General features: G+C 63.7%; 15 protein-coding genes and 2 pseudogenes. 11 read left to right on the top strand and 6 right to left on the bottom strand.

Annotation, left to right across the window (positions count from 1 at the left end; genetic code table 11):
• Positions 1-184 precede the first annotated feature (184 nt).
• The 4 genes and pseudogenes from X750_RS01000000162725 to X750_RS156920 all read left to right on the top strand — a co-directional run.
• Positions 185-839, top strand: a pseudogene (locus X750_RS01000000162725) (Gfo/Idh/MocA family oxidoreductase); the annotation flags it as partial.
• Positions 840-893: 54 nt separating this feature from the next.
• Positions 894-1,878: pseudogene (locus tag X750_RS01000000162720) on the top strand (sugar phosphate isomerase/epimerase).
• A gap of 16 nt (positions 1,879-1,894) precedes the next feature.
• Entirely contained in the window at positions 1,895-2,989 is a 1,095-nt protein-coding gene (locus X750_RS156915; protein WP_023736018.1) for a fatty acid desaturase family protein, read from the top strand.
• A gap of 85 nt (positions 2,990-3,074) precedes the next feature.
• On the top strand, positions 3,075-3,878 hold the full coding sequence (locus tag X750_RS156920) for a 3-methyl-2-oxobutanoate hydroxymethyltransferase (protein WP_023682254.1): 804 nt from the start codon (positions 3,075-3,077) through the stop codon (positions 3,876-3,878).
• Here the strand turns inward: X750_RS156920 and hutH are convergent, their stop codons facing one another.
• Positions 3,879-5,387, bottom strand: a complete 1,509-nt coding sequence (gene hutH, locus X750_RS156925; protein ID WP_023746983.1) for a histidine ammonia-lyase — start codon at positions 5,385-5,387, stop codon at positions 3,879-3,881.
• Positions 5,384-6,385: an ornithine cyclodeaminase family protein gene (locus tag X750_RS156930; protein ID WP_023746982.1), complete on the bottom strand. Its 1,002-nt coding sequence runs from the start codon at positions 6,383-6,385 to the stop codon at positions 5,384-5,386. Before X750_RS156930 ends, hutH begins: the two co-directional genes overlap by 4 nt.
• A gap of 109 nt (positions 6,386-6,494) precedes the next feature.
• On the opposite strand from X750_RS156930, the gene X750_RS156935 reads away from it, so the two are divergent.
• The 7 genes from X750_RS156935 (at position 6,495) to X750_RS156965 (ending at position 15,667) form a co-directional block, all read left to right on the top strand.
• Complete coding sequence (locus tag X750_RS156935) at positions 6,495-7,928, top strand: DHA2 family efflux MFS transporter permease subunit (RefSeq protein WP_023696221.1); 1,434 nt, start codon at positions 6,495-6,497, stop codon at positions 7,926-7,928.
• 272 nt (positions 7,929-8,200) lie between these two features.
• Positions 8,201-9,187, top strand: coding sequence for an ABC transporter permease (locus X750_RS156940; protein WP_023696220.1), 987 nt, complete (start codon positions 8,201-8,203; stop codon positions 9,185-9,187).
• A gap of 60 nt (positions 9,188-9,247) precedes the next feature.
• The gene (locus X750_RS156945; RefSeq protein ID WP_023696219.1) at positions 9,248-10,273 is read left to right on the top strand and encodes a sugar ABC transporter substrate-binding protein; all 1,026 of its coding nucleotides are present in this window, start codon (positions 9,248-9,250) and stop codon (positions 10,271-10,273) included.
• A 78-nt stretch (positions 10,274-10,351) separates the two neighbouring features.
• Positions 10,352-12,475, top strand: coding sequence for an SMP-30/gluconolactonase/LRE family protein (locus X750_RS156950; protein ID WP_023746981.1), 2,124 nt, complete (start codon positions 10,352-10,354; stop codon positions 12,473-12,475).
• Positions 12,472-13,515: a hypothetical protein gene (locus X750_RS156955; protein WP_023696217.1), complete on the top strand. Its 1,044-nt coding sequence runs from the start codon at positions 12,472-12,474 to the stop codon at positions 13,513-13,515. Before X750_RS156950 ends, X750_RS156955 begins: the two co-directional genes overlap by 4 nt.
• Positions 13,515-15,011, top strand: coding sequence for a sugar ABC transporter ATP-binding protein (locus tag X750_RS156960; RefSeq protein ID WP_023736014.1), 1,497 nt, complete (start codon positions 13,515-13,517; stop codon positions 15,009-15,011). The genes X750_RS156955 and X750_RS156960 overlap by 1 nt, the downstream gene beginning before the upstream one ends.
• A 248-nt stretch (positions 15,012-15,259) precedes the next feature.
• Positions 15,260-15,667: a carboxymuconolactone decarboxylase family protein gene (locus X750_RS156965; protein WP_023736013.1), complete on the top strand. Its 408-nt coding sequence runs from the start codon at positions 15,260-15,262 to the stop codon at positions 15,665-15,667.
• Between the two features lie 45 nt (positions 15,668-15,712).
• Here the strand turns inward: X750_RS156965 and X750_RS156970 are convergent, their stop codons facing one another.
• The 4 genes from X750_RS156970 to X750_RS1000000167340 form a co-directional block, all read right to left on the bottom strand.
• Positions 15,713-16,600 carry an amidohydrolase gene (locus X750_RS156970; RefSeq protein WP_023687944.1) on the bottom strand — a complete coding sequence of 296 codons (888 nt, stop codon included), beginning with the start codon at positions 16,598-16,600 and terminating at the stop codon, positions 15,713-15,715.
• Positions 16,600-17,736: a VWA domain-containing protein gene (locus X750_RS156975; RefSeq protein WP_023736012.1), complete on the bottom strand. Its 1,137-nt coding sequence runs from the start codon at positions 17,734-17,736 to the stop codon at positions 16,600-16,602. Before X750_RS156975 ends, X750_RS156970 begins: the two co-directional genes overlap by 1 nt.
• A 235-nt stretch (positions 17,737-17,971) precedes the next feature.
• Positions 17,972-18,853 (bottom strand): MoxR family ATPase, encoded by an 882-nt coding sequence (locus tag X750_RS156980; RefSeq protein WP_023736011.1) that lies wholly within the window; start codon positions 18,851-18,853, stop codon positions 17,972-17,974.
• 7 nt (positions 18,854-18,860) lie between these two features.
• Positions 18,861-19,865, bottom strand: coding sequence for a molybdopterin cofactor-binding domain-containing protein (locus tag X750_RS1000000167340; protein WP_023696212.1), 1,005 nt, complete (start codon positions 19,863-19,865; stop codon positions 18,861-18,863).

Raw genomic sequence — 19,865 nt, 5'->3', positions numbered from 1 at the left:
CCGGACCGCGCCAGGAGGGCTATCTGGACGACCAGCACATCAACTGGCGCGTCGACGGCACCAAGGGTGTCGCCAAAGGCACGATCGGCTGGCCGAAAGGCGCTGCCTCGACGCTGACCTATGCCTCGACCGAGACGACCGGCGGCGAATGGGTCAGCCCGAGCTGGGACACGATGTGGTTCCCGCNATCCCGCACTGGCAGACTTTCCTTCAGGACTACGACCGGCTGACGCTCGCCAATATGAGCGTGCATCATCTCGACGTGCTGCGCTTCCTGTTCGGCGATCCCTCGGAAATCGCCACGCTGACACGCAAGGACCCGCGCACTACATTCGAGCATAGCGACGGCATCACCGTCTCGACGCTGCGCTTTCCCTCCGGCGTGCTCGCCGTGTCGCTGGAGGATGTCTGGTCCGGACCGCGCCAGGAGGGCTATGAGGACGACCAGCACATCAACTGGCGCGTCGACGGCACCAAGGGTGTCGCCAAAGGCACGATCGGCTGGCCGAAAGGCGTGGCCTCGACGCTGACCTATGCCTCGACCGAGACGACCGGCGGCGAATGGGTCAGCCCGAGCTGGGACACGATGTGGTTCCCGCATGCCTTCATCNTCGACCGAGACGACCGGCGGCGAATGGGTCAGCCCGAGCTGGGACACGATGTGGTTCCCGCATGCCTTCATCGGCGTGATGGAGCAATTGCAGCATGCGGTGAAGACAGGCGCGCCGCCGGCGCTCTCCGTCGCCGATAACGTCAAGACAATGGCACTGGTCGAGGCGGGCTACCGCTCGATGGCGCAAGGCCGCACCGTCAAACTGTCCGAGATATCGATCGACTGAACATGCCGCCGAATAGTGTGGCGGCTGAATCGCTTACCGGGAGGAGTTCACATCATGATGCAGGCAGGTATCTTCACCGGCTATTTCCCCTATGAGCTCGCGGAGGCCGCCCGCCGCATCCGTGCACTCGGCTTCAACACAGTGCAGCTCGACATGCATTTCAGGGATGTCGATCTCACGGCCGGGCAGATCACCGGGGACAAGGCGAGGACAGTGCGCGACACGTTTCGCGACCACAATCTGCCGGTCTGCTGCATCTCGGGCTACACCAACATCATCCATCCCGACAAATCCGAGCGCGAGAAGCGCGTCGGCTATCTCAAGGAAATCATCCGCAATGCGCGCGACTTCGGCTCGCCCTACGTGATCTCGGAGACCGGCACCTACAACACCGAATCCGACTGGGTGCATCATCCCAAAAACAAGACCGAGGAAGGCTTCGAGGAATGCCGCAAGGTGATCTCGGATCTTGCCCAGACGGCTTACGACCATGGCGCGGTGTTCCTGCTCGAAACCTATGTCAACAATGTCGTCGGTTCGGTCGAGGAGACGGTCAAAATGTTCGCGCAGGTCGACCATCCGGGCCTCGGCCTGCTGATGGATCCGACCAATTATTTCGAGGCGCACAATATCGACCGCATGGACCAGGTGCTGAACCAGGTGTTCGACACGCTGGCCGACAAGATCCGCATCGCGCACGCCAAGGACGTCAAGCGCTCAGGCAGCGACAAGACCGAGAAGCATGCCGATATCGGCGACGCGGACGCGCATGAGGGGCTGACCTTCCGCGGCGTCGGCGAGATCGAGCTGCCGGCGCCCGGGCTGGGATCGCTGAATTACGATCTCTATCTGCAGNCGCGGCGTCGGCGAGATCGAGCTGCCGGCGCCCGGGCTGGGATCGCTGAATTACGATCTCTATCTGCAGCGGCTCAGTGAGAAGCACCCGAACATCCCTGTTATCATCGAGCATCTGACCGAGGACGACGTGCCGCGGGCGAAAACATTTCTCGACGGGAAGTTCCGCGCCAACGGGCTTTGAGGTAGGCGAGACGGTGATGGCGACGGCGGCCAAGACAAAGCGCGATTACGGCCTGGTCGGCGAAAGCACCCGCCGGGCGATCGAGACCGGGCTGGCCTCGGCCGAGTGGTATCACACCGACGTGCCGCGCAAGGCAATGAAGGAAATGATGCAGCGCTCCGACGGGCCGGCGATCCGCGATACAGTGATCTGGATCGCAGCCATCCTGGGCTCGGCCGCCGGCATCGTGTGGTTCTGGGGCACGTGGTGGGTGGTGCCGTTCCTGCTCGTCTATGGCGTGCTCTATGGATCGTCGAGCGACTCGCGCTGGCACGAATGCGGCCATGGCACCGCCTTCCGCACACGCTGGATGAACGATGCGATCTACGAAATCGCCAGCTTCATGGTGGTGCGCAATCCGGTGCAATGGCGCTGGAGCCATGCGCGGCATCACACCGACACGATCATCGTCGGCCGTGACGCCGAGATCGCGGTAATGCGGCCGCCAAATCTGGTCAAGGCGGCGCTTGCCTTCACCGGCATTCTCGATTTCCGTTATTCGCTGCCGATCCTGGCGCGCCAGGCGTTGGGCAAGCTGTCGGACGACGAAAAGAGCTACATTCCTGAGACCGAACAGGGCAAGGCCATCACGGCGGCGCGCTGGCATGTCGCCGTGTACGTTGCGACGATCGCCCTCGCGATCGCGCTGGGTTCATGGCTGCCGCTGGTGCTGATCGGCCTGCCGCGTTTTTATGGCAGCTGGCACATGGTTCTGACCGGCCTGCTCCAGCATATCGGGTTGGCCGACAATGTCGTCGACCACCGGCTGAACACGCGCACCGTCTACATGAACCCGGTCAGCCGCTTCATCTACTGGAACATGAATTACCACGTCGAGCATCACATGTTTCCGATGGTGCCCTACCATGCGCTGCCGAGGCTGCACGAGCTGGTCAAGCACGACCTGCCGGCGGCGAACCCGTCCATGTGGCATGCCTATCGCGAGGTCTGGCCGGTGCTGCTGAAGCAGCTGCGGTACGAGGATTATTTCCTCAAGCGCGAATTGCCGCCGACGGCGCGGCCCTATCGCGGTGAATTTCACGAGCTCGATATGTCGGCGGCGGCCGAGTAGCGAATAAACCACCCGCCTTCTATCCGGCCTGTTACGGGGCCGGTAAGGTGACCGGGAAAAGCAACCAGCCAACAGGGACATCCCGATGAGCCGAAAGAGACCGACCGTCGCCGATCTGCGCGCCATGAAGGGCAAGCGCCAGCTGACCATGCTGCGCGTCCTGACCATGGATGAGGCCGAGGCTGCCGAGCGGGCAGGGGTCGATATCGTCTCGGTGCCGCCCGAGCTGGTGCTCAACCCTGAGTATCGCGATGCGGCGCCCAGCCTGTTCACCATGCCGGGCGAGAATTTTTATGAGATCGGCACGGCGGACGATTTCCTGCGCTGGGCGTTCCGGCTCTACAAGGCCGGCGCCGACGCCGTTTATTGCAGCGCCGGTTTCGCCACCGTGAAGCGGCTCGCCGACGACGCGATCCCCGTCATCGGCCATGTCGGCCTCATTCCGTCCCGCGCCACCTGGACCGGCGGCTTCAAGGCCGTCGGCAAGACCGCCGACACCGCCATGCAGATTTTTGAGGCGGTCAAGCAGTATGAGGCCGTTGGAGCTCTCGGCGCCGAGATCGAAGTGGTGCCGATCGAGGTGGCGAAGGCGATCTCGGAACGGACCTCGCTGATCATGCTGTCGATGGGTGCGGGCACCGGCTGCGACGCGCAATATCTGTTTGCCGACGATATTCTTGGCCAGAACCGGGGCCACATGCCGCGCCATTCCAAGGTCTACCGCAACTTCGCCGCCGAGTACGATCGTCTGCAGGCGGAACGCGTCGCGGCGTTTTCCGAGTACGTTGCCGACGTCGATAGCGGCGCCTATCCGGAAGACAGGCATGTCGTGCGCATGGATCCGGCCGAGCTCAGCCTGTTCATGAAACGGGTGGACGCAAAGGGCTAACTACTCGGCCTCCTTGCCGATCATCGCTGCACCTTGCCATGTTCCGTCGGCGAGCATGGCATGGAGCACCTCGGCATCCGTTCCCAGCGGCCGGTCCTCCCTGAGCATCGCTACATGCGCGCGCACCGCGGTATGGACCGCTGATGTGCCGGGCGCCAGCTTAAGGCCATCGCGCAGATCGACTGCCTGGGCGGCGGCCATCAATTCGAAGGCGATCAGCCGTCGCCACAACGCGATCATTTCGGCGCATTTCGACACCGCCAGAGGGGTCTGCGTCGCATGGTCCTCGACGCCTTCGGATACGGCCAAGAAATCCAGCATCACCGGATTGGCCTTGTGGCGGATGCCGGCCAGGATTGCCGTTGCCGTCTTTTGCAGCGGCACGAAACCGGCCGAGGCACCGCCGACTGGCGACAAATATTTCGGCAGGCCGTTGCGGCCGGACCCGGCGAGCTGGATCAAGCGGGCAACGCTTGCCGCGGCGCATTGCGCGATCGCCAGGCCGAGCGTCTCGAAGGCCAGCGCCAGCGATGCGGTGTGGAAATTGCCGGTCGACAGCACCAGCCCGTCATCGCCCAGCACCAGCGGATTGTCGGCGGCGGCGTTGAGCTCGATCTCCAGCGCCAGCCGAGCCTGGTCGATCGCCTGGATCAGCGCGCCATGGATCGACGGCATGCAGCGGATCGACAGCGGGTCCTGCAAGGTGGTCGGCGTCGGCTCCTCGTCACGGGCAAGCAGGTCGCGCAGGCCCTTGGCCGCGAGTTGCTGGCAGGCTGCCGGCCGCGCCAGATGCAGGCGCGGATCGAGGATCGTGCGGTTGGCGCCAAACCCTTCCATGGTCAGCGCGCCGGCCTGCTGCTGTTGCGCAAAGGCCGACAGCGCGTCGGCCAGTACCAACGTGCCAGTGCCGGCTGATACCGCCGAGGCGTTGATCAGCGACAGGCCGTCTTTCGGCGCCAGGCTGATCGGAGCCAACCGCGCCATCATCAACGCCTTGGCCGCCGGCATGCGCCGACCCTGATAGTCAGCTTCGCCATCGCCGGTCAGCAGACGGGCGAGCGCCGTCATCAGCACGAGATCGCCGGCGCCGATCGAGCCCAACTGCGGCATTACCGGATGCACGCCTGCATTGAGCGCATCGACAAGGGCGGTGAAAGCCGCCGGCGAAATGCCGGAGCCGCCGACTGCCAGCATCGCTGCGCGCGCAAGCATGGTCGCCCGCACCGCCTCTTGGGGCAACGGTTCGCCGACAGCGCCGCTTCGCCCTTCCAGCAACTGGCGCTGGAAGGCGCTGGCATCGCCCTCGACCGATGTGCCGAGATTGGCGCCGAGCCCGGTGTTGAGCCCATAGATTTGCTGACCGGACGCGGCCACCTGGTCGAGCACTTTGCGCGCTTTGTCGAGCCTCTCGATGACTGTCGGTTCAACCTCGACCTTGCGGCCGCCGCGGGCGACCTGCGCAACGTCCTCGACGCTGACGCCGGCGCCGGTGAGGACGAGCGCGCTCATGCGAAGCGCAGCCTCTGGCCGATGCCTTTATCAGCAGCCTTGGCCAGCATCGCCTTGCCCAGCGCAATGTCGGACAGCGACAGGCCGCGATGCCAGAACAGGATCGTCTCGTCGTCGCTTTCGCGTCCAGCTTTGAGGCCGGCGGCGATCTGGCCGAGTTCGGCATGCAGCGTCTTTTCGCTCAGCCTTCCGGTTTCGACATGGGCGCGCAGCGAGCCGAACTTGCCGCCCTTGCACTGGCCCCAATCGTCGACGACCATTTTCTGCATGATGTCGGTCAGCGACAGCTCCACCGCGCTCATCGTGCCGTAGGGCACGACCAGTGCACCAGGCTTGATCCATTCGGTCTTGAGCAGCGGCTGCGGCTCCGGCAGCCGCGAGGCTTCGACGACGATGTCGGCGCCCTTGATGCAGCTTTCCCAGTCGGCAACCGCGGTAACTTTCTTGCCGAGATCGGCCGAGAGTTTGGCAGCGAAGCCGTCGCGGCTTTCCGGGCGGCGCGAATGGACGCGGATCTCGTCGAAGTCGAAGAGATGGTCGAGCAGGCGCACATTCCAATAGGCGGTGCCGCGCGCGCCGATATGGGCCAGCACCTTGGAGTTCTTGCGCGCCAGATGTTTGGCGCCGATAGCGGTGACGGCGCCGGTGCGCATGTCGGTGATGACGGTGGCGTCGAGAATGGCGCGCGGCGTGCCGGTGCGCGGATCGAACAGGTTTAGAATGCCAAATTCTGAAGGGAGCCCGTGCAGATAATTGTCGACATAGTCGCCGACGATTTTCACGCCCGCCGTATCGAGCGGCGCAACGTAGCCGCGCAGAACGTTGAAATGGCCATGGAAGGAAGGGTCGGGTTCAAGATGGACGCGCGGCTCGATCACCGTCTGGCCATTGCCTTGCGCGATAAGCCCGGCTTCGACAGCGGCAATGATTTCGCCGTCGGTCATCTCCAGGGCTTCGATATCTAGGGCATTGAGGTAGTCGATATAGATAGGCTTCATGCAATGTCCTTGGCCGCCCGCCCATCCATAACAGGCTGCGAGCCGACACGGAAGTTTGTTGGATAAGCTCTGGACGGGGCCAGCCATATGCTGTTCAACGCGGTTCGCTATGACTGCCGTTCCCGACACCGAGGCCTCCGCCGCAACCGCCAGCAATGCGCGGCGCGTGGCGTTGATCGTTGCCATCGCGTTTTTCATGCAGCTGCTGGATTCGACGATCATCTCGACCTCGCTGCCGCAGATGGGACAATCCTTCGGCGTGACGGCGGTGGCGATGAGCATCGGCATCACCGCCTACATGCTGACCATGGCGGTGTTCGTGCCGCTGTCGGGCTGGCTTGCCGACCGCTTCGGCGCGCGCAACATCTTCCTGCTGGCGATTGTGCTGTTCACGCTGGCCTCGCTGGCCTGCGGCTTCTCGCAAAATCTGCCTCAGTTCGTTGCCGCCCGTGTCGTGCAAGGCCTGGGCAGCGCGCTGATGACGCCGGTCGGGCGCATTCTGGTGCTGCGCAATGCGTCGAAGTCGGAGCTGCTCAACGCCACGGCGCTGATCACCTGGCCGGCGTTGTTTGCGCCCGTGGTCGGGCCGGTGCTTGGCGGCTTCATCACAACCTATCTCTCCTGGCACTGGAATTTCTTCATCAACATCCCGCTTGGGCTGGTCGGGCTGGCGCTGGTCGCGCGCTTCATTCCGGGCGACCGCGCGGCCGATCCCAAGCCGCTGGATTGGCCGGGGTTTTTCCTCACGTCGCTGGGGCTCGCGCTGCTGCTCTACGGCCTTGAGCGCATCGCACATCCGGAAGACGGCGCTTTGCCCGCCGTGCTGCTGATTGCCGCCGGCATCGTCATCGGCTGGCTGGCGGTGCGGCATCTCCGGCGCGCGCCGCATCCGCTGCTCGATCTCAGCGCGTTCAGGGTGCAGACCTTCGCCATCTCGACGCTTGCCGCCGGCACCATTTTTCGCGTGGCGATCAACGCCACGCCGTTCCTTTTGCCGCTGCTGTTTCAGGTCGGCTTTGGCCTTTCGCCGGTCGATGCCGGCTTGATGATCCTGGCCTATTTCCTCGGCAATCTCGGCATGAAGACGGTGACGACGCCGACGCTGCGGCGCTTTGGTTTTCGCACGGTCATGGTCGTCAACGGCCTGATCGCCTCGGCCTCGATCATGGCCTGCGCGGCGATCTCGCCGGAGACGCCGCAGGCGCTGGTGGTAGCGCTGATGCTGATCGCCGGCCTGACGCGCTCGATGCAGTTCACAGCGCTGAATACTCTGGCCTTCGCCGATATCGATGCGGCGCAGCGCAGCTCGGCGGCAACTTTGTCGTCCATGCTGCAGCAGATGTCGATGCTGTTCGGCGTAGCGGTGGCGGCTGCCATTCTGAACCTGTCGCAGATCGTCAGGCACCGGCCGGCGCTCGACCTCGTCGATTTTCGCATCGCCTTCCTGGTCATCGGCGCCATCGGGCTGGCGGCGGCGTTGCGGTTCCTCGTGCTGCCGCCCGGTGCAGGCGCCGAAGTTTCAGGCCACACGTCCAGGACCTGAATTCGCAATTTTCGCCGCTCAGGCGGCAATTAATTCCGCCTTGTGCTTTCGCCTCAGAACGGCACCTTCGCGCATACGCGCAATGGTGCAACCAAATGCCAAAAGCGCAGCCTTTTCCTAGGATTGCGCCAGTTCTAGCAATCGGTGCGTCCACTGGAAGATTATCACTGCCAACGGGTGTTCCGAGCGCGGATTCATTTGACGAAGCGGCGCCGAGCCGATTAGCTTTCTTCGGAAGGGGTGGCAGAGCTGCCATCGGGGCGAATGCAGACATGAACACGATTGGCTGGCGAAATGTCAGGAGCCTGAATCAGGAAGGCATTGTCTTTGCCATCGCCGTGGTGCTGTTCGTCGCCGCTGCCATTGGGCTGCCTGGTTTCATCGCTGCCAACAATCTCGTTGCCATCGTCCGCTCGGTGTCGGTGCTGGGCATTTTGGCGCTCGGCATGGCGGTCGTCATAATCGGCAGGGGCATCGACCTGTCGGCGGTGGCGATCATGGCGATGTCGGTCGCCTGGTATCTGCAATTGCTCAACGCCGGAACGCCTGATGGGCTCGCCTTCGCCTACGTGCTGGCAGGCGTGCTCGCCATCGGCCTGCTCAACGGTTTTCTCGTCGCTTATGCCGACGTGCCGGCGATCTTCGTGACGCTGGCGACCGGCTCCTTCGTCTTCGGCTATGTCCGCTCGCAACTGATCACGCAGGATGCGGTGCCGGTGCCTCAGGGCCATTGGGTGGAGTTGCTCGGCGGCCTGCGTTTCCTCGACATTCCGATCGAAGTGTTCGTCTTCGCCGGGCTCGCCTTCCTGTTCTTCCTGTTCCTGCGCTACACCAAATGGGGCCGCTACATCTATTTCGCCGGCGACAATCCGGTCGCCGCGCGCAACATCGGCATTCCGGTGCGGCCAATGCTGGTGCTGCGTTATGTGGTTTCGGCCTTTGTCGCGCTGATCGCCGGCCTGCTCACGGCGGCAAGCCTGCATTCGATCAACACCCGCATCGTCAACTCGACGCTGCTCTATGACATCGTGCTGGTGGCGGTGATCGGCGGCATCGGCCTTTCCGGCGGGCGGGGCGGGGTGCGCAATGTGCTGGTGGGCGCTGCACTTATCGGCATCCTGTCGAACGCGATGACCATCATCGACATTCCGCTGCTCTATCAAAACCTGATCAAGGCGGCGATCCTGCTCGGAGCCATCATCGTCGACGGCATCATCAATCCGCGTGACGAACAGACCGCGCAGCAGGGCGACATCTAAGGGGTACCCGACCGGGTCATGCCGACCGGCCGGCAATAAGTGAAAAACAGAGGATGTGACATGAAACTGATCAGAACACTGATGGCGGCCGCCACGGCGCTTGCCGCCACCGCCTTCGTCGCGCCGACCTTCGCCGCCGACGATCCGGGCCCGGCCGCATACGCGCAGGCGCTCAAGGGCAAGCGCGTCATGCTGGTGCCGCTGGCGATGGGCTTCGACCTTGCGCAAGGCTGGTCGCACTATCTGAAGACGGAAGTCGAGGCCTGGGGCGGCACCTTCGAAACACGCGATCCGAACTGGGTCGTCGATGCCGGCGCACAGGCGATCACCGACGCGATCTCGTCCGAAACAAGGCCGGACGTGCTGATCATCCATGCGCCGGATCTCAACTCCTATTCCAAGCTGATGAAGAAGGCGCAGGCTGCCGGAACCTACGTCATACTGGTCGACAATCCCGCCAACTTCCCGGCCGACGCCTTTGTCGGCAGTGACTGGGACCGGCTCGGCCAACTCGAGGCCGAAGCGGCGATCAAGGGCTGCGGCGAGAATTCGTCGAAGAAGATCGGCCTTGTGCAGGGTGATCAGGCCAACTCGTCCAGTCTCTACCAGTATGCCGGCATCATGAAGGTGCTGGAGAAGCACCCCGACTTCAAAGTCGTGGCCAAGCCCGACTCCAACTGGGATCCGACGACGTCGCGCAACGTGACGACGACAATGCTGCAGCAGAACCCGGACATCTGCTCTATCATCGACTTCTGGGATGGCGACGCCACCGGCGCATCCGCCGCGATCCGCGACGCCAAGCTCGACGGCAAGGTGTTTTTGGTCACCACCGGCGGGGGCGAGAAGGCGGCCGATTGCGACAAATTGCAGGACGGAACTTACGGCGCCGTGGTGATGACCGATCTGGCTCGCCAGTCCGGCGACATGAACGCTATCATCAAGTTCCTGCTGCAGAGCGGCCAGCCGGCCGGCACGTCGCACACCTACATCTACACGCTGGAGAAGGCTACGACCAAGGCCGACCTCAAGCCCGACAGCTGCTGGGACCTGAAGGCGCTGCAGGCCGAAGCGGCGGCGAAGTAAGCCGCGCTTTTCGACTGAAATAAACGAGGTGACTGGACAATCCGGTCACCTCGTTCCCTCATGGAATAGCAGCCGCCGATGTCCTTTCGCGAACGCCTCCAGTCCTGGCGCTACAATCTCGTGCCCGACCATCTGGTCGGCGAGATCCTGACAAAACGCTGGACCGACAACGCCATTCCGTTCCTGGCGCTGGTGGCGACGCTCAGCGTGTTCGGCTCGATCATTCCCGGCTTCTTCAAGCTGACCTCGCTGCAGGAATCGACCCGCCAGCTCGGCGAGTTCTCGATGGTGGTCACCGGCATGACGGTGGTGATGCTGGGCGGCGGCATCGACCTGTCCGTCGGCTCGATCTTCGCGCTGTCCTGCTTCTCCGCCGTCTATGTCTTCTTCATTCTCGAACAGTCTATCTGGCTGGCGCTGGCGGCATCGCTTGCGACCGGCCTGATCTTCGGCGCCGTCAACGGCTACCTCGTCGGTTATCTCAGGCTGCGCGCCTTCCTGACCACCCTGGTAACGTTCATCTTCGGCCGGGCGCTGTTCGATATTCTCGTCACCACCTATGCCGCCGACGTGCAGCTTTCCCAGGCGACATCGGATGTGCTCGACTTCATCGGCGACAGCACCTTCTGGGGGCTTTCGGTCTCGGTCTGGTTGGCGATCATTCTCGCCATCGTCACCCATATCGCGCTGACGCGCTCACGGCCGGGCTGGCATGTGCTGGCGGTCGGCGGCTCGCGGCGCTCGGCGCACAATGCCGGCATTCGCGTGCGCCGCACCGTGTTCATGACCTATGTCTTTTCCGGCTTCTGCGCCTCGATCGGCGGCTTCCTCATCGCTTGCCGCTTGAGTGGGGCAGGGCCGGGCACCGGCCTCAACCTGGAGATCATGGCGCTGACGGCGGCGGTGGTCGGCGGCGTCAGCCTGGGTGGCGGGCGCGGCTCGGTCATCAAGGGGCTGATGGGCGCCATCATCGTCTTGACCATGACCAACGGGCTGATCCGGCTGGGCTATGGCACCGGCACCAACCAGATGGTGCTGGGCATCATGCTGGCGGTGGCGGTGACGATCGACATCCGCTGGCTGAAGAACCGCCATAAGGTGCTCAACGAAGTCTATGTCGCGCCGGTCTATCTCAAGATGGGCGAGACACAGTCTGCGGTGCCGGGCTCAGGCACGCCCTACGCGCTCGACAACCGGCTGTCGGCGGCCGACCATATCGGGCTCGGCGAGTTGGAAGGGCCGGAAGACGTCATCCTCGACCGCGACGACCATCTCTATTGCGGCACGCGCCATGGCGAGATCGTCCGCTTTTTCGCACCGGATTACGTTAAGTCGGAGGTGTTTGCCCATATCGGTGGTTTTCCGCTGGGCTTGGCCTTCGACAAATCGGGCAATCTGATCAGCTGCGTCGGCGCCATGGGGCTCTATTCCGTCTCACCGGATCGGGAAGTGAGGCGCTTGTCGGCCGAGACGTCGCGCTCCTGGACCTCGATCGTAGACGATGCGCGGCTGCGCGACCCCAATGATTGCGACATCGCGCCGGACGGGCGCATCTATTTCACTGACTCCACCAAGCGCTATGACGCCCACGATTGGGCGCTTGACTCGATCGAGAACCGCGCCACCGGCCGGCTGCTGGTCTATGACCCGAAGGACGGTTCGACGAAGACACTGCTCGACGGCTACCGCTACACCAACGGTGTGTGCATGGCGCATGACGGCAAGTCGCTGTTCTTCGCTGAGAGCTGGGCCTGCCGCGTGCATCGCTACTGGCTGGAAGGGCCGAAGGCGGGCGCCGCCGAATGCGTCATCCGCGACATGCCGGGCTATCCCGACAACATCAACCGCGCCTCCGACGGCAATTACTGGATGGCATGGCTCGGCATGCGCACGCCGAGCTTCGACCTGTCGCTGCGCCATCCCGATATGCGCAAGCGCATGACGCGCCGGCTGCCGCAGGACGAGTGGCTGTTCCCCAACATCAACACCGGCGGCGTGGTGAAATTCAACGACAAGGGCGGCATTATCGAGGCGATGGGCGACCTCACCGGCGGCGCGCATCCGATGGTCACCTCGATGCGCGAGCACAAGGGTTTCCTGTTCGTCGGCGGCATCCTCAACAACCGCATCGGCCGCTACAAGATTGCGGGCGCGGACCCGACCTGGACCAGCTCCGCTTCTTATTGGGGAACGCAGCCATGATCCTCGATCCCATCTTGGACATGTTTCGCGGCAAGGCCGTCACCATCCCGCCGCTCGACGGCGCCTTCCGGCCCAACACGCGGCTCGATGATGCGCCGGTTTTTGCCGGACTGATCGAACCCGACAATCTGCTGGTTGCCGATGGCCGGCTGCTCGCTTCCAGCGGCAACGCCATCTATTCGCTTGCCGCAGAAGTGGAGCCGAAGGTTGTCGAGACCTTTCCTTCCCCCATCACTGCGCTGGCTCTATCACTGTCGGGAGAACTGACGGTCGGACTTGAGAGCGGCAAGCTGCTGGTCGCCGGCAAGGAGGTTTCGCTGCCGTCTGGCGTCAGCTGCATCACCGCGCTTGCCTATGCCGAGGACGACACGTTGTGGCTGGCCAATGGCTCGGCTGAGCATGCGCCGTCGCTATGGGCCGCCGACCTGATGAAGAAGGGCGCGTCCGGATCGCTTTGGAGGCGGGACGCAGCCGGCGGCGGGTTCCGCAAAGTGGCCGGCGAGATCGCCTTTCCCTATGGGCTCCATCCCACGGGGCGAGATGTGCTGGTCAGCGAAAGCTGGCGTCACCAGCTTGTTCGCTTCGATGGTGCAACCGGTAGCCGCTCGACCGTGCTGACGCATCTGCCCGGCTATCCCGCGCGCCTTGCGCCGGCCGGCGATGGCGGCGCGTGGCTGGCCCTGTTCGCGCCGCGCAACCGGCTGATCGAATTCGTGCTGCAGGAAACGCATTACCGGCGCGACATGATCGACCAAGTGCCGCCGGCCTATTGGATCGCGCCGGCGCTGGCCTCCAACCGCAGCTTCCTCGAACCGCTGCAATGTGGCGGCATCCGCACCATGGGCATCCACAAGCCCTGGTCGCCGAGCCGCTCCTACGGGCTGGTGGTGAAGCTCGACCGGACCATGCAGCCGCAATTCAGCCTGCACAGCCGCGCCGACGGCACGCGCCACGGCATTTGCAGCGTGGCGGAGAAGGACGGACTTCTATTCATCGCCTCCAGGGGCGGCGATTGCGTGCTCGACGCGGGAGGTTTCTGATGGAACCGATCGTGCGCCTGGAAAATGTCACCAAGAACTATCGCGGCGTGCCCGCGGTCAGACAAGTCAGCTTCGAACTGCGCAAGGGCGAAATCCACGCGCTGCTCGGCGAGAATGGCGCCGGAAAATCGACACTGACCAAGATCATTGCCGGCGTCGTCGACGCCACTTCCGGCAAGATGTTCCACAAAGGCCGCGAGATCGCCTACGCCTCGCCGCATGCGGCGCTCGAGGCCGGCATCGCCATGGTGTTCCAGGAGACCAGCCTGGTGCCGTCGATGACAGTGGCGCAGAACCTCTATCTCGGCACCGAAAAGTTTCTCAACCGGCTGCGCGGCACCTACATTTCGGCGCAACAGTTTTTGCAATCGCTGAACTTCCCGGTCGACCCGAACGCCATGGTGGCAACGCTCGGCGCGGCCAAGCGTCAGATGGTCGAGATCGCGCGCGCCGTTCACCACAATGCCGAGATTATCATCTTCGACGAGCCGACGGCGACGCTGACGCCGGAGGAGAAGCGGCACTTTTTCGCACTGATCCGGCGGCTGAAGGCGAACGGCGTCTCGATCGTCTTCATCAGCCATGCATTGGAAGAGGCGCTAATGATCGCCGACCGCATCACAATCCTGCGCGATGGCGAGTTGGTCATAACCGACGACACATCGGCCTTCGATCGCGACAAGATCGTCGCCGCCATGGTAGGGCGCACTTTGTCGGGACAGATCTACCGCCAGCGCGACGAGGCGAAGCTGCGCAAGGCCGGCAAGAAGGTGCTGTCGGTGCAGGACATTTCGATGAGCAATGTCGTGCGCAACACCTCCTTCTCGATCTTTCAGGGACAGATCACCGGCGTGTTCGGGCTGATCGGCTCGGGCCGCACCGAGACCTTCAAGATCGTGTCGGGCATCTACAAGCGCGATTTCCTGCGCGGCGGCGCCATCGAGCTGGACGACCGGCCGGTACGCTATCTCGTGCCGAGCGAAGCGGTCGCCGACGGCATCGTCTACGTCTCCGAGGACCGCAAAAGCGAGGGCATTTTCGAGACGATGGGCATTGCCGAGAATTTGTTCGGCGGGCTCCTGGCGGCGGGCCGCGAAAAGGCCTGGGTGATCAACCAGCAGGAGATGCGCACGCTTTCCGCAGAATGGACGAAGACGCTGAACATCAAGGCGATAAACGACAACGCCCGCGTGGTCGAGCTTTCCGGTGGCAACCAGCAGAAGGTGGTGATCGGCAAGGGGCTGGTGCAGCAGCCGCGCATCGTCATCTTCGACGAGCCGACGCGCGGCGTCGATGTCGGCGCCATCGCCGAGATCCACCAGATCATCAACCGGCTGGCCGATGAGGGGCTGGCGGTGGTGGTGATCTCGTCCTACCTGCCGGAAATCATGAACCTGTCGGATCGGATTCTGGTGTGCCGACAGGGGCGCATCGTGGAGGAGTTCTCGCCGGCGGAGGCGACGGAGGAGAAGATCATGTATGCGGCAGTGCACTAGGTTGCCGGTCGGTGTTTGACGGTGCGCATACGTCACCAATTGGCGAAGGCCTCAGCGCCTTCGTCATCCTCGGGTCTCCGCGACGGCGCTTCGCGCCTGCTTCGCCCGTGAATGACGAAGCTGAGATGCTTCGGCCAATCGCCATGGTTCTGTCAGCATCAAAAACTGAATCGGAATAGCCGGTTAGCCGCCCTTGCTCGAAACCTGATTCAACCACCTGATCCACCGATTCAACGAAAGGAAACGCCATGGCCGCCACAAAACTCCTCAGCGATGCCGAGGTCGAAAAAATCCCGGTTGCGAAGGCTGTGTTCGACGACATCCGCGCGACGCGCAAGTCGGACTTCGTCAACAATTTCTGGCGCGGGCTGGCCAACGATCCGGCCTTGCTGAAACGGACATGGGACCAGGTGAAAGTGGTGATGGCTACGGAAAGCGCCATCGATCCGCTGACCAAGGAGATGATCTACATCGCTGTGTCGACCGCCAATGGCTGTTCCTATTGCGTCCATTCGCATACGGCAGCTGCCCGCGCCAAAGGCTTGACCGATGCGCAGCATGGCGAGCTGGCGTCGATCATCGGGCTGGCCGGGCAGACCAACCATCTGGTGACTGCGATGCAGATTCCGGTCGATCCTGAGTTTGAAGTGAAGTGAGGGGCGGCTTTCGCTTCTCCCCTGTGGGAGAAGGGAAAGCGTGCGCTATGCCGGTCTGTAAACCTTCTCTGCTGTATTCCAAAAGATATCCGCTTCCGCCACCGGACCGTGCTTCGCCACGGCTGCACGATGCGCCTTGATCAGTTCGGCGTGGCTGGTCCAGAGCTTCTCTATCGGGAAGTTGGAGCCGAACATCAGGTGGTCAGCGCCCAGAATGTCGATCGCATTGTCGACGATGTAGGCAATCAACGCCGGATCGTTGCGGTGGGCGAAGGTGCCGAGGCCCGACAGCTTGGCGTAGAAGTTCGGCGCTGTTGATAGAGTACTCAGGCCGGCTTTCCAGGCCTCGGTGGTTTCCGGCTCCATGCCGGTCAGCATGCCGGCATGGGTGAGGATGAAGTTGATCTGCGGGTTCTCGCCGACCAGCGTCAGCCCGTCCTTCATCTGGGCAGGGAAAAGCTGCAGGTCGAAGGACAGGCCATAGTCTTTAAGCCGCGCGACATTGGCCCGCACCTTGGGGTCGATGACCTGATCGGCCGAGGCAGCGAAGCGGAAGGCCGGCGTCTCGTGCCAATGCAGCTGCATGCGCACGCCGCGCAGCAGCGGGTACTTTTTCAATCGATCGATCTGGGGCCGGACATCGTCGACAGTCATATCGGTATAGCCGACGATAGCGTGCGGCCAGCCGGTCTCGTCGGCAGTCTTCTGCAGGAAGGCGACTTCTTTTTCGAAATCCTCCTTGGCCCAGTTGGTCTGGACATAGACGGCCTTCTCGACACCTGCGCCTTGCTGATCGGCGAGAAATTCCTCGATCGGATAGTCGCGGCGAATCGGCTCGTAGGGGCCAAAAATGCGCGGCACCATCGGGCCGACCAGCCAGGGCTGATCCTGCTGGCGCCAGATGTGGAAATGCGCGTCGATGGCTTTCTGCATCACGATACCCTTTTCCAGATTGCCGACGCCGCCGGGGCAGGGCGGGCGAGCGACAGGATGAAATCGGTGAGGCTCCCGGGCGACGAGCCGTCGATGAGATCGTCGAGATCAGGCAGGATGGCGCGGAGTGCTGCCGTGGCGGGAAGGAAACGCGGGTCACCGGCCAGCGGTGTGGCCAGCGACAGGCGAAAGGCGCGGGCGCTCAGGCGGCGTATCGCGGTCTCGAGATCGGCATGGTCGCCGCGCTCCAGCGCGTCCGACAGGATGATCACAGCGGCACCGCGCGTGAAGGCCGAGAACCGCGGCACCGAGAGGAAGGCGAGCAGGGTCGGTCCCATGCGCGTGCCGCCGTCCCAGTCGTCTACGAGTGCCGCCGCTCGGGCGAGAGCCTGGTCGCGATCGCGGATACGCAGTGCGGACGTGATTCGGGTGAGCTGCGTGCCGAAGGTGAAGATTTCGGCACGGTCAGCACCTTGTACGGCGGCGTGCGCCAATTTGAGATAATCCGATGTGTGCAGCTTCATCGAGCCGGAGACGTCGATGAGGATCAGCAGTTTGCGCGGCACCGTCTGGCGGCGGCGGAGCTGCGGCGAGGGGATATCGCCATCGGCGCTGACGATTTCCCTGAGCGAGCGGCGCAGGTCGAGCTTGCCGCGCGAATGGGTGCGCACGGTGCGGAATGAGCGGCGCGCGGGGAGGGCAGCCGACAGCTTGCGGCGAAAGGCGGTCAGCCTGTCATCGTCGCGCTGAAAATCGCGCGTGCTCAGTTGCTCCAGGCCCGACGACAGCTCGCCGCCTTTCTCCTGGCGCGTCGTCTGTTTCTCCTCCTGGCGCGTGCCGTGATCGTCTTTGATGCGGGTTTCCTCGTCTTCCTCGCCTTCGATCGAGGGTTGGCCATCGCCATGGAAGTGATTGCGAAAATGCGCCTCGAATTCGCCGCGGCGATCGGGCGGGGGGGCAAGCGTTGCGAGCGCCGCCTCGCGGATGTCGGCCATGGAGCGCGGGCCGAGCAGGGTTATGGCCTGCATGAAGCTGCAGACCTGCTCGGGGGCGACGGCAAAGGCGTGGCGGCGCAGCAGCCGGGCGAAGTCGAGGAAGGGCGCGGAGGCGAGAGGAAGGGTTCCCTGACGCATCATTCCTTCGCGCCCCCCTCTGTCCTGCCGGACATCTCCCCCACAAGGGGGGAGATCAGCAGCTTTGGCGCTTCGGTTCTTTCTGCGCCGCTGGAGATTGGCGAAAGCCAGGATGACGGCTGATCTCCCCCCTTGTGGGGGAGATGTCCGGCAGGACAGAGGGGGGCGCTGTCCCGCCAGCGTTGCAGAGTGCCCAGGTGAGGCCACCTCGCTGTGAACGAGCTGTTGACCTCACACGTCACCCCAGCGCCTCCTCGACGATGGCACCAAGCTCCGGCGCGATCGCGGACAAATCCTCCTCGTCCTTGATCAGCACGCCGATGGCGCGGCGGAAGGCTTGCGGCCATGGGCTGCCGCCTTTCTCCAGTATGGTGGCGGCGTTGGCCCATTCGACGGCCTCGGAGATGCCGGGCGGCTTGGCCAGTGGCCGCGCGCGGATCGACTGCACGGCATTCGCCACGGCGCGCGCGGTGGTCTCGGCGACATCGCCGGCGCGCAGCATGATGATGGCGGCTTCGCGCTCGGCGTCGGGATAGCCGATCCAGTGATAGACGCAACGCCGACGCAGCGCCTCCGCCAGTTCGCGGGTTCGGTTCGAGGTCAGGATGACGATCGGCTGCGCCTCGGCGCGGATCGTGCCGCGCTCAGGGATGCTGATCTGGAAGTCGGAGAGGAATTCGAGAAGCAGCGCTTCGAATTCGTGGTCGGAGCGGTCGATCTCGTCGACCAGCAGCACGCGCTGCTCCGGCGCCCGCAGCACCTGCAGCAATGGCCGCGCGATCAGAAAGCGGTCGTCATAGATGTCGATCTCATGCTCGCCGGCATGGCGGATGGCGAGCAGCTGGCGCTGGTAGTTCCATTCGTAGAGCGCGTGTGCTGCGTCGATGCCTTCATAGCATTGCAGCCGCACCAGATCGCGGCCAAGCAGTTGCGCGATCGCCTTCGCAGCTTCGGTCTTGCCAACGCCGGGCGCGCCTTCCAGCAGCAGCGGCTTGCCGAGCCGTATGGCCAGGAAGATGGCGGTGGCCAGGCTGTCGTCGGCGAGGTAGCGCGATCCAGCGAGGTGGCGTGCCACCGCCTCCGGCGAGGTCGCGACAGTCTCGGCATTCGGCTCCTGCATGTCGTCCTCAGTTCGCCGCTTGCGCCTTCAGCGCGCGCAATATGCGCTCCGGTGTGATCGGCAGCGTGTCGATGCGCACGCCGACGGCGTCGAAAACGGCATTGGCAACCGCGGGGATCTGCGGGTTCGCGCACATTTCGCCTGGTCCTTTGGCACCGTAAGGACCATCCGCCGACGGCCGCTCCAGCACGATGATCTCGGTTTGGGCGAGATCGCCCGGTCCCGGCATCAGATACTGGTTGAAGTCGGTGCCGCCATGGTCGCGGTTGGGATAATAGGGCTCGGTCGTTTCGTAGAGCGCGTGGCTGATGCCCATCCAGGAACCGCCGACCAGTTGCTGCTCGACCATTTTCGGGTTCAGCGCGCGGCCGATCTCAAAGACGTTCTTGACGGTCAGCACCGTAACCTCGCCCGTCTCGTCATCGACCTCGACCTCGGCCACCGTGCAGGCATGGGCGTAGCAGGTCGACGGCTTCATCGCGCCGGTCTCTTTCTCCGGATAGGAGCGCGGGATCAGGAACATGCCGCGGCCTGAGATCGAGCGGCCACGCTTGAAATGAGCCGACAGCGCGACATCGAAGATCGAGATCGACTTTTGCGGCGCGCCCTTGACCAGAATGTTGCCCTCGCCATCAGTTTCGAGATCGGAGGCGTTCACCTCCAGCTCTTCCGCCGCCACTTCCAGCATCACCTGGCGCGCTTCCTTGGCCGCCTGGATGACGGCGTTGCCGGCGCGGTGGGTGCCGCGCGAGGCGAAGGTGCCCATGCAGTGCGGACCGGTGTCCGTGTCGGCGGTGTCGATGGTAACCCGGTCCGTCGGCACGCCGATGGTCTCGGCGCAGATCTGCGCCATGATCTGCTTCAAGCCCTGACCGAGATCGACGCTGGAAAGCGTCACCATGAAATTGCCGGTCGGCGTCGAATGCACCAGCGCCTGCGTCGGGTCGCCGCCAAGGTTCATGCCCGTCGGATAGTTGATCGCGGCGACGCCGCGTCCGCGCCTTAGCGCCAT

It is taken from the genome of Mesorhizobium sp. LNJC391B00 (assembly GCF_000502535.1).
In the GTDB taxonomy this organism is placed as follows: Bacteria; Pseudomonadota; Alphaproteobacteria; order Rhizobiales; family Rhizobiaceae; genus Mesorhizobium.
This window is presented reverse-complemented; position numbering and strand designations above follow the sequence as displayed.

Bases quoted from the DNA above. Each gene is read 5' to 3' on its own strand.
- X750_RS156915 (WP_023736018.1), top strand. From the start codon at position 1,895: ATGGCGACGGCGGCCAAGACAAAGCGCGATTACGGCCTGGTCGGCGAA.
- X750_RS156920 (WP_023682254.1), top strand. From the start codon at position 3,075: ATGAGCCGAAAGAGACCGACCGTCGCCGATCTGCGCGCCATGAAGGGC.
- hutH (WP_023746983.1), bottom strand. From the start codon at position 5,387: ATGAGCGCGCTCGTCCTCACCGGCGCCGGCGTCAGCGTCGAGGACGTT.
- X750_RS156930 (WP_023746982.1), bottom strand. From the start codon at position 6,385: ATGAAGCCTATCTATATCGACTACCTCAATGCCCTAGATATCGAAGCC.
- X750_RS156935 (WP_023696221.1), top strand. From the start codon at position 6,495: ATGACTGCCGTTCCCGACACCGAGGCCTCCGCCGCAACCGCCAGCAAT.
- X750_RS156940 (WP_023696220.1), top strand. From the start codon at position 8,201: ATGAACACGATTGGCTGGCGAAATGTCAGGAGCCTGAATCAGGAAGGC.
- X750_RS156945 (WP_023696219.1), top strand. From the start codon at position 9,248: ATGAAACTGATCAGAACACTGATGGCGGCCGCCACGGCGCTTGCCGCC.
- X750_RS156950 (WP_023746981.1), top strand. From the start codon at position 10,352: ATGTCCTTTCGCGAACGCCTCCAGTCCTGGCGCTACAATCTCGTGCCC.
- X750_RS156955 (WP_023696217.1), top strand. From the start codon at position 12,472: ATGATCCTCGATCCCATCTTGGACATGTTTCGCGGCAAGGCCGTCACC.
- X750_RS156960 (WP_023736014.1), top strand. From the start codon at position 13,515: ATGGAACCGATCGTGCGCCTGGAAAATGTCACCAAGAACTATCGCGGC.
- X750_RS156965 (WP_023736013.1), top strand. From the start codon at position 15,260: ATGGCCGCCACAAAACTCCTCAGCGATGCCGAGGTCGAAAAAATCCCG.
- X750_RS156970 (WP_023687944.1), bottom strand. From the start codon at position 16,600: ATGCAGAAAGCCATCGACGCGCATTTCCACATCTGGCGCCAGCAGGAT.
- X750_RS156975 (WP_023736012.1), bottom strand. From the start codon at position 17,736: ATGATGCGTCAGGGAACCCTTCCTCTCGCCTCCGCGCCCTTCCTCGAC.
- X750_RS156980 (WP_023736011.1), bottom strand. From the start codon at position 18,853: ATGCAGGAGCCGAATGCCGAGACTGTCGCGACCTCGCCGGAGGCGGTG.
- X750_RS1000000167340 (WP_023696212.1), bottom strand. From the start codon at position 19,865: ATGGCGCTAAGGCGCGGACGCGGCGTCGCCGCGATCAACTATCCGACG.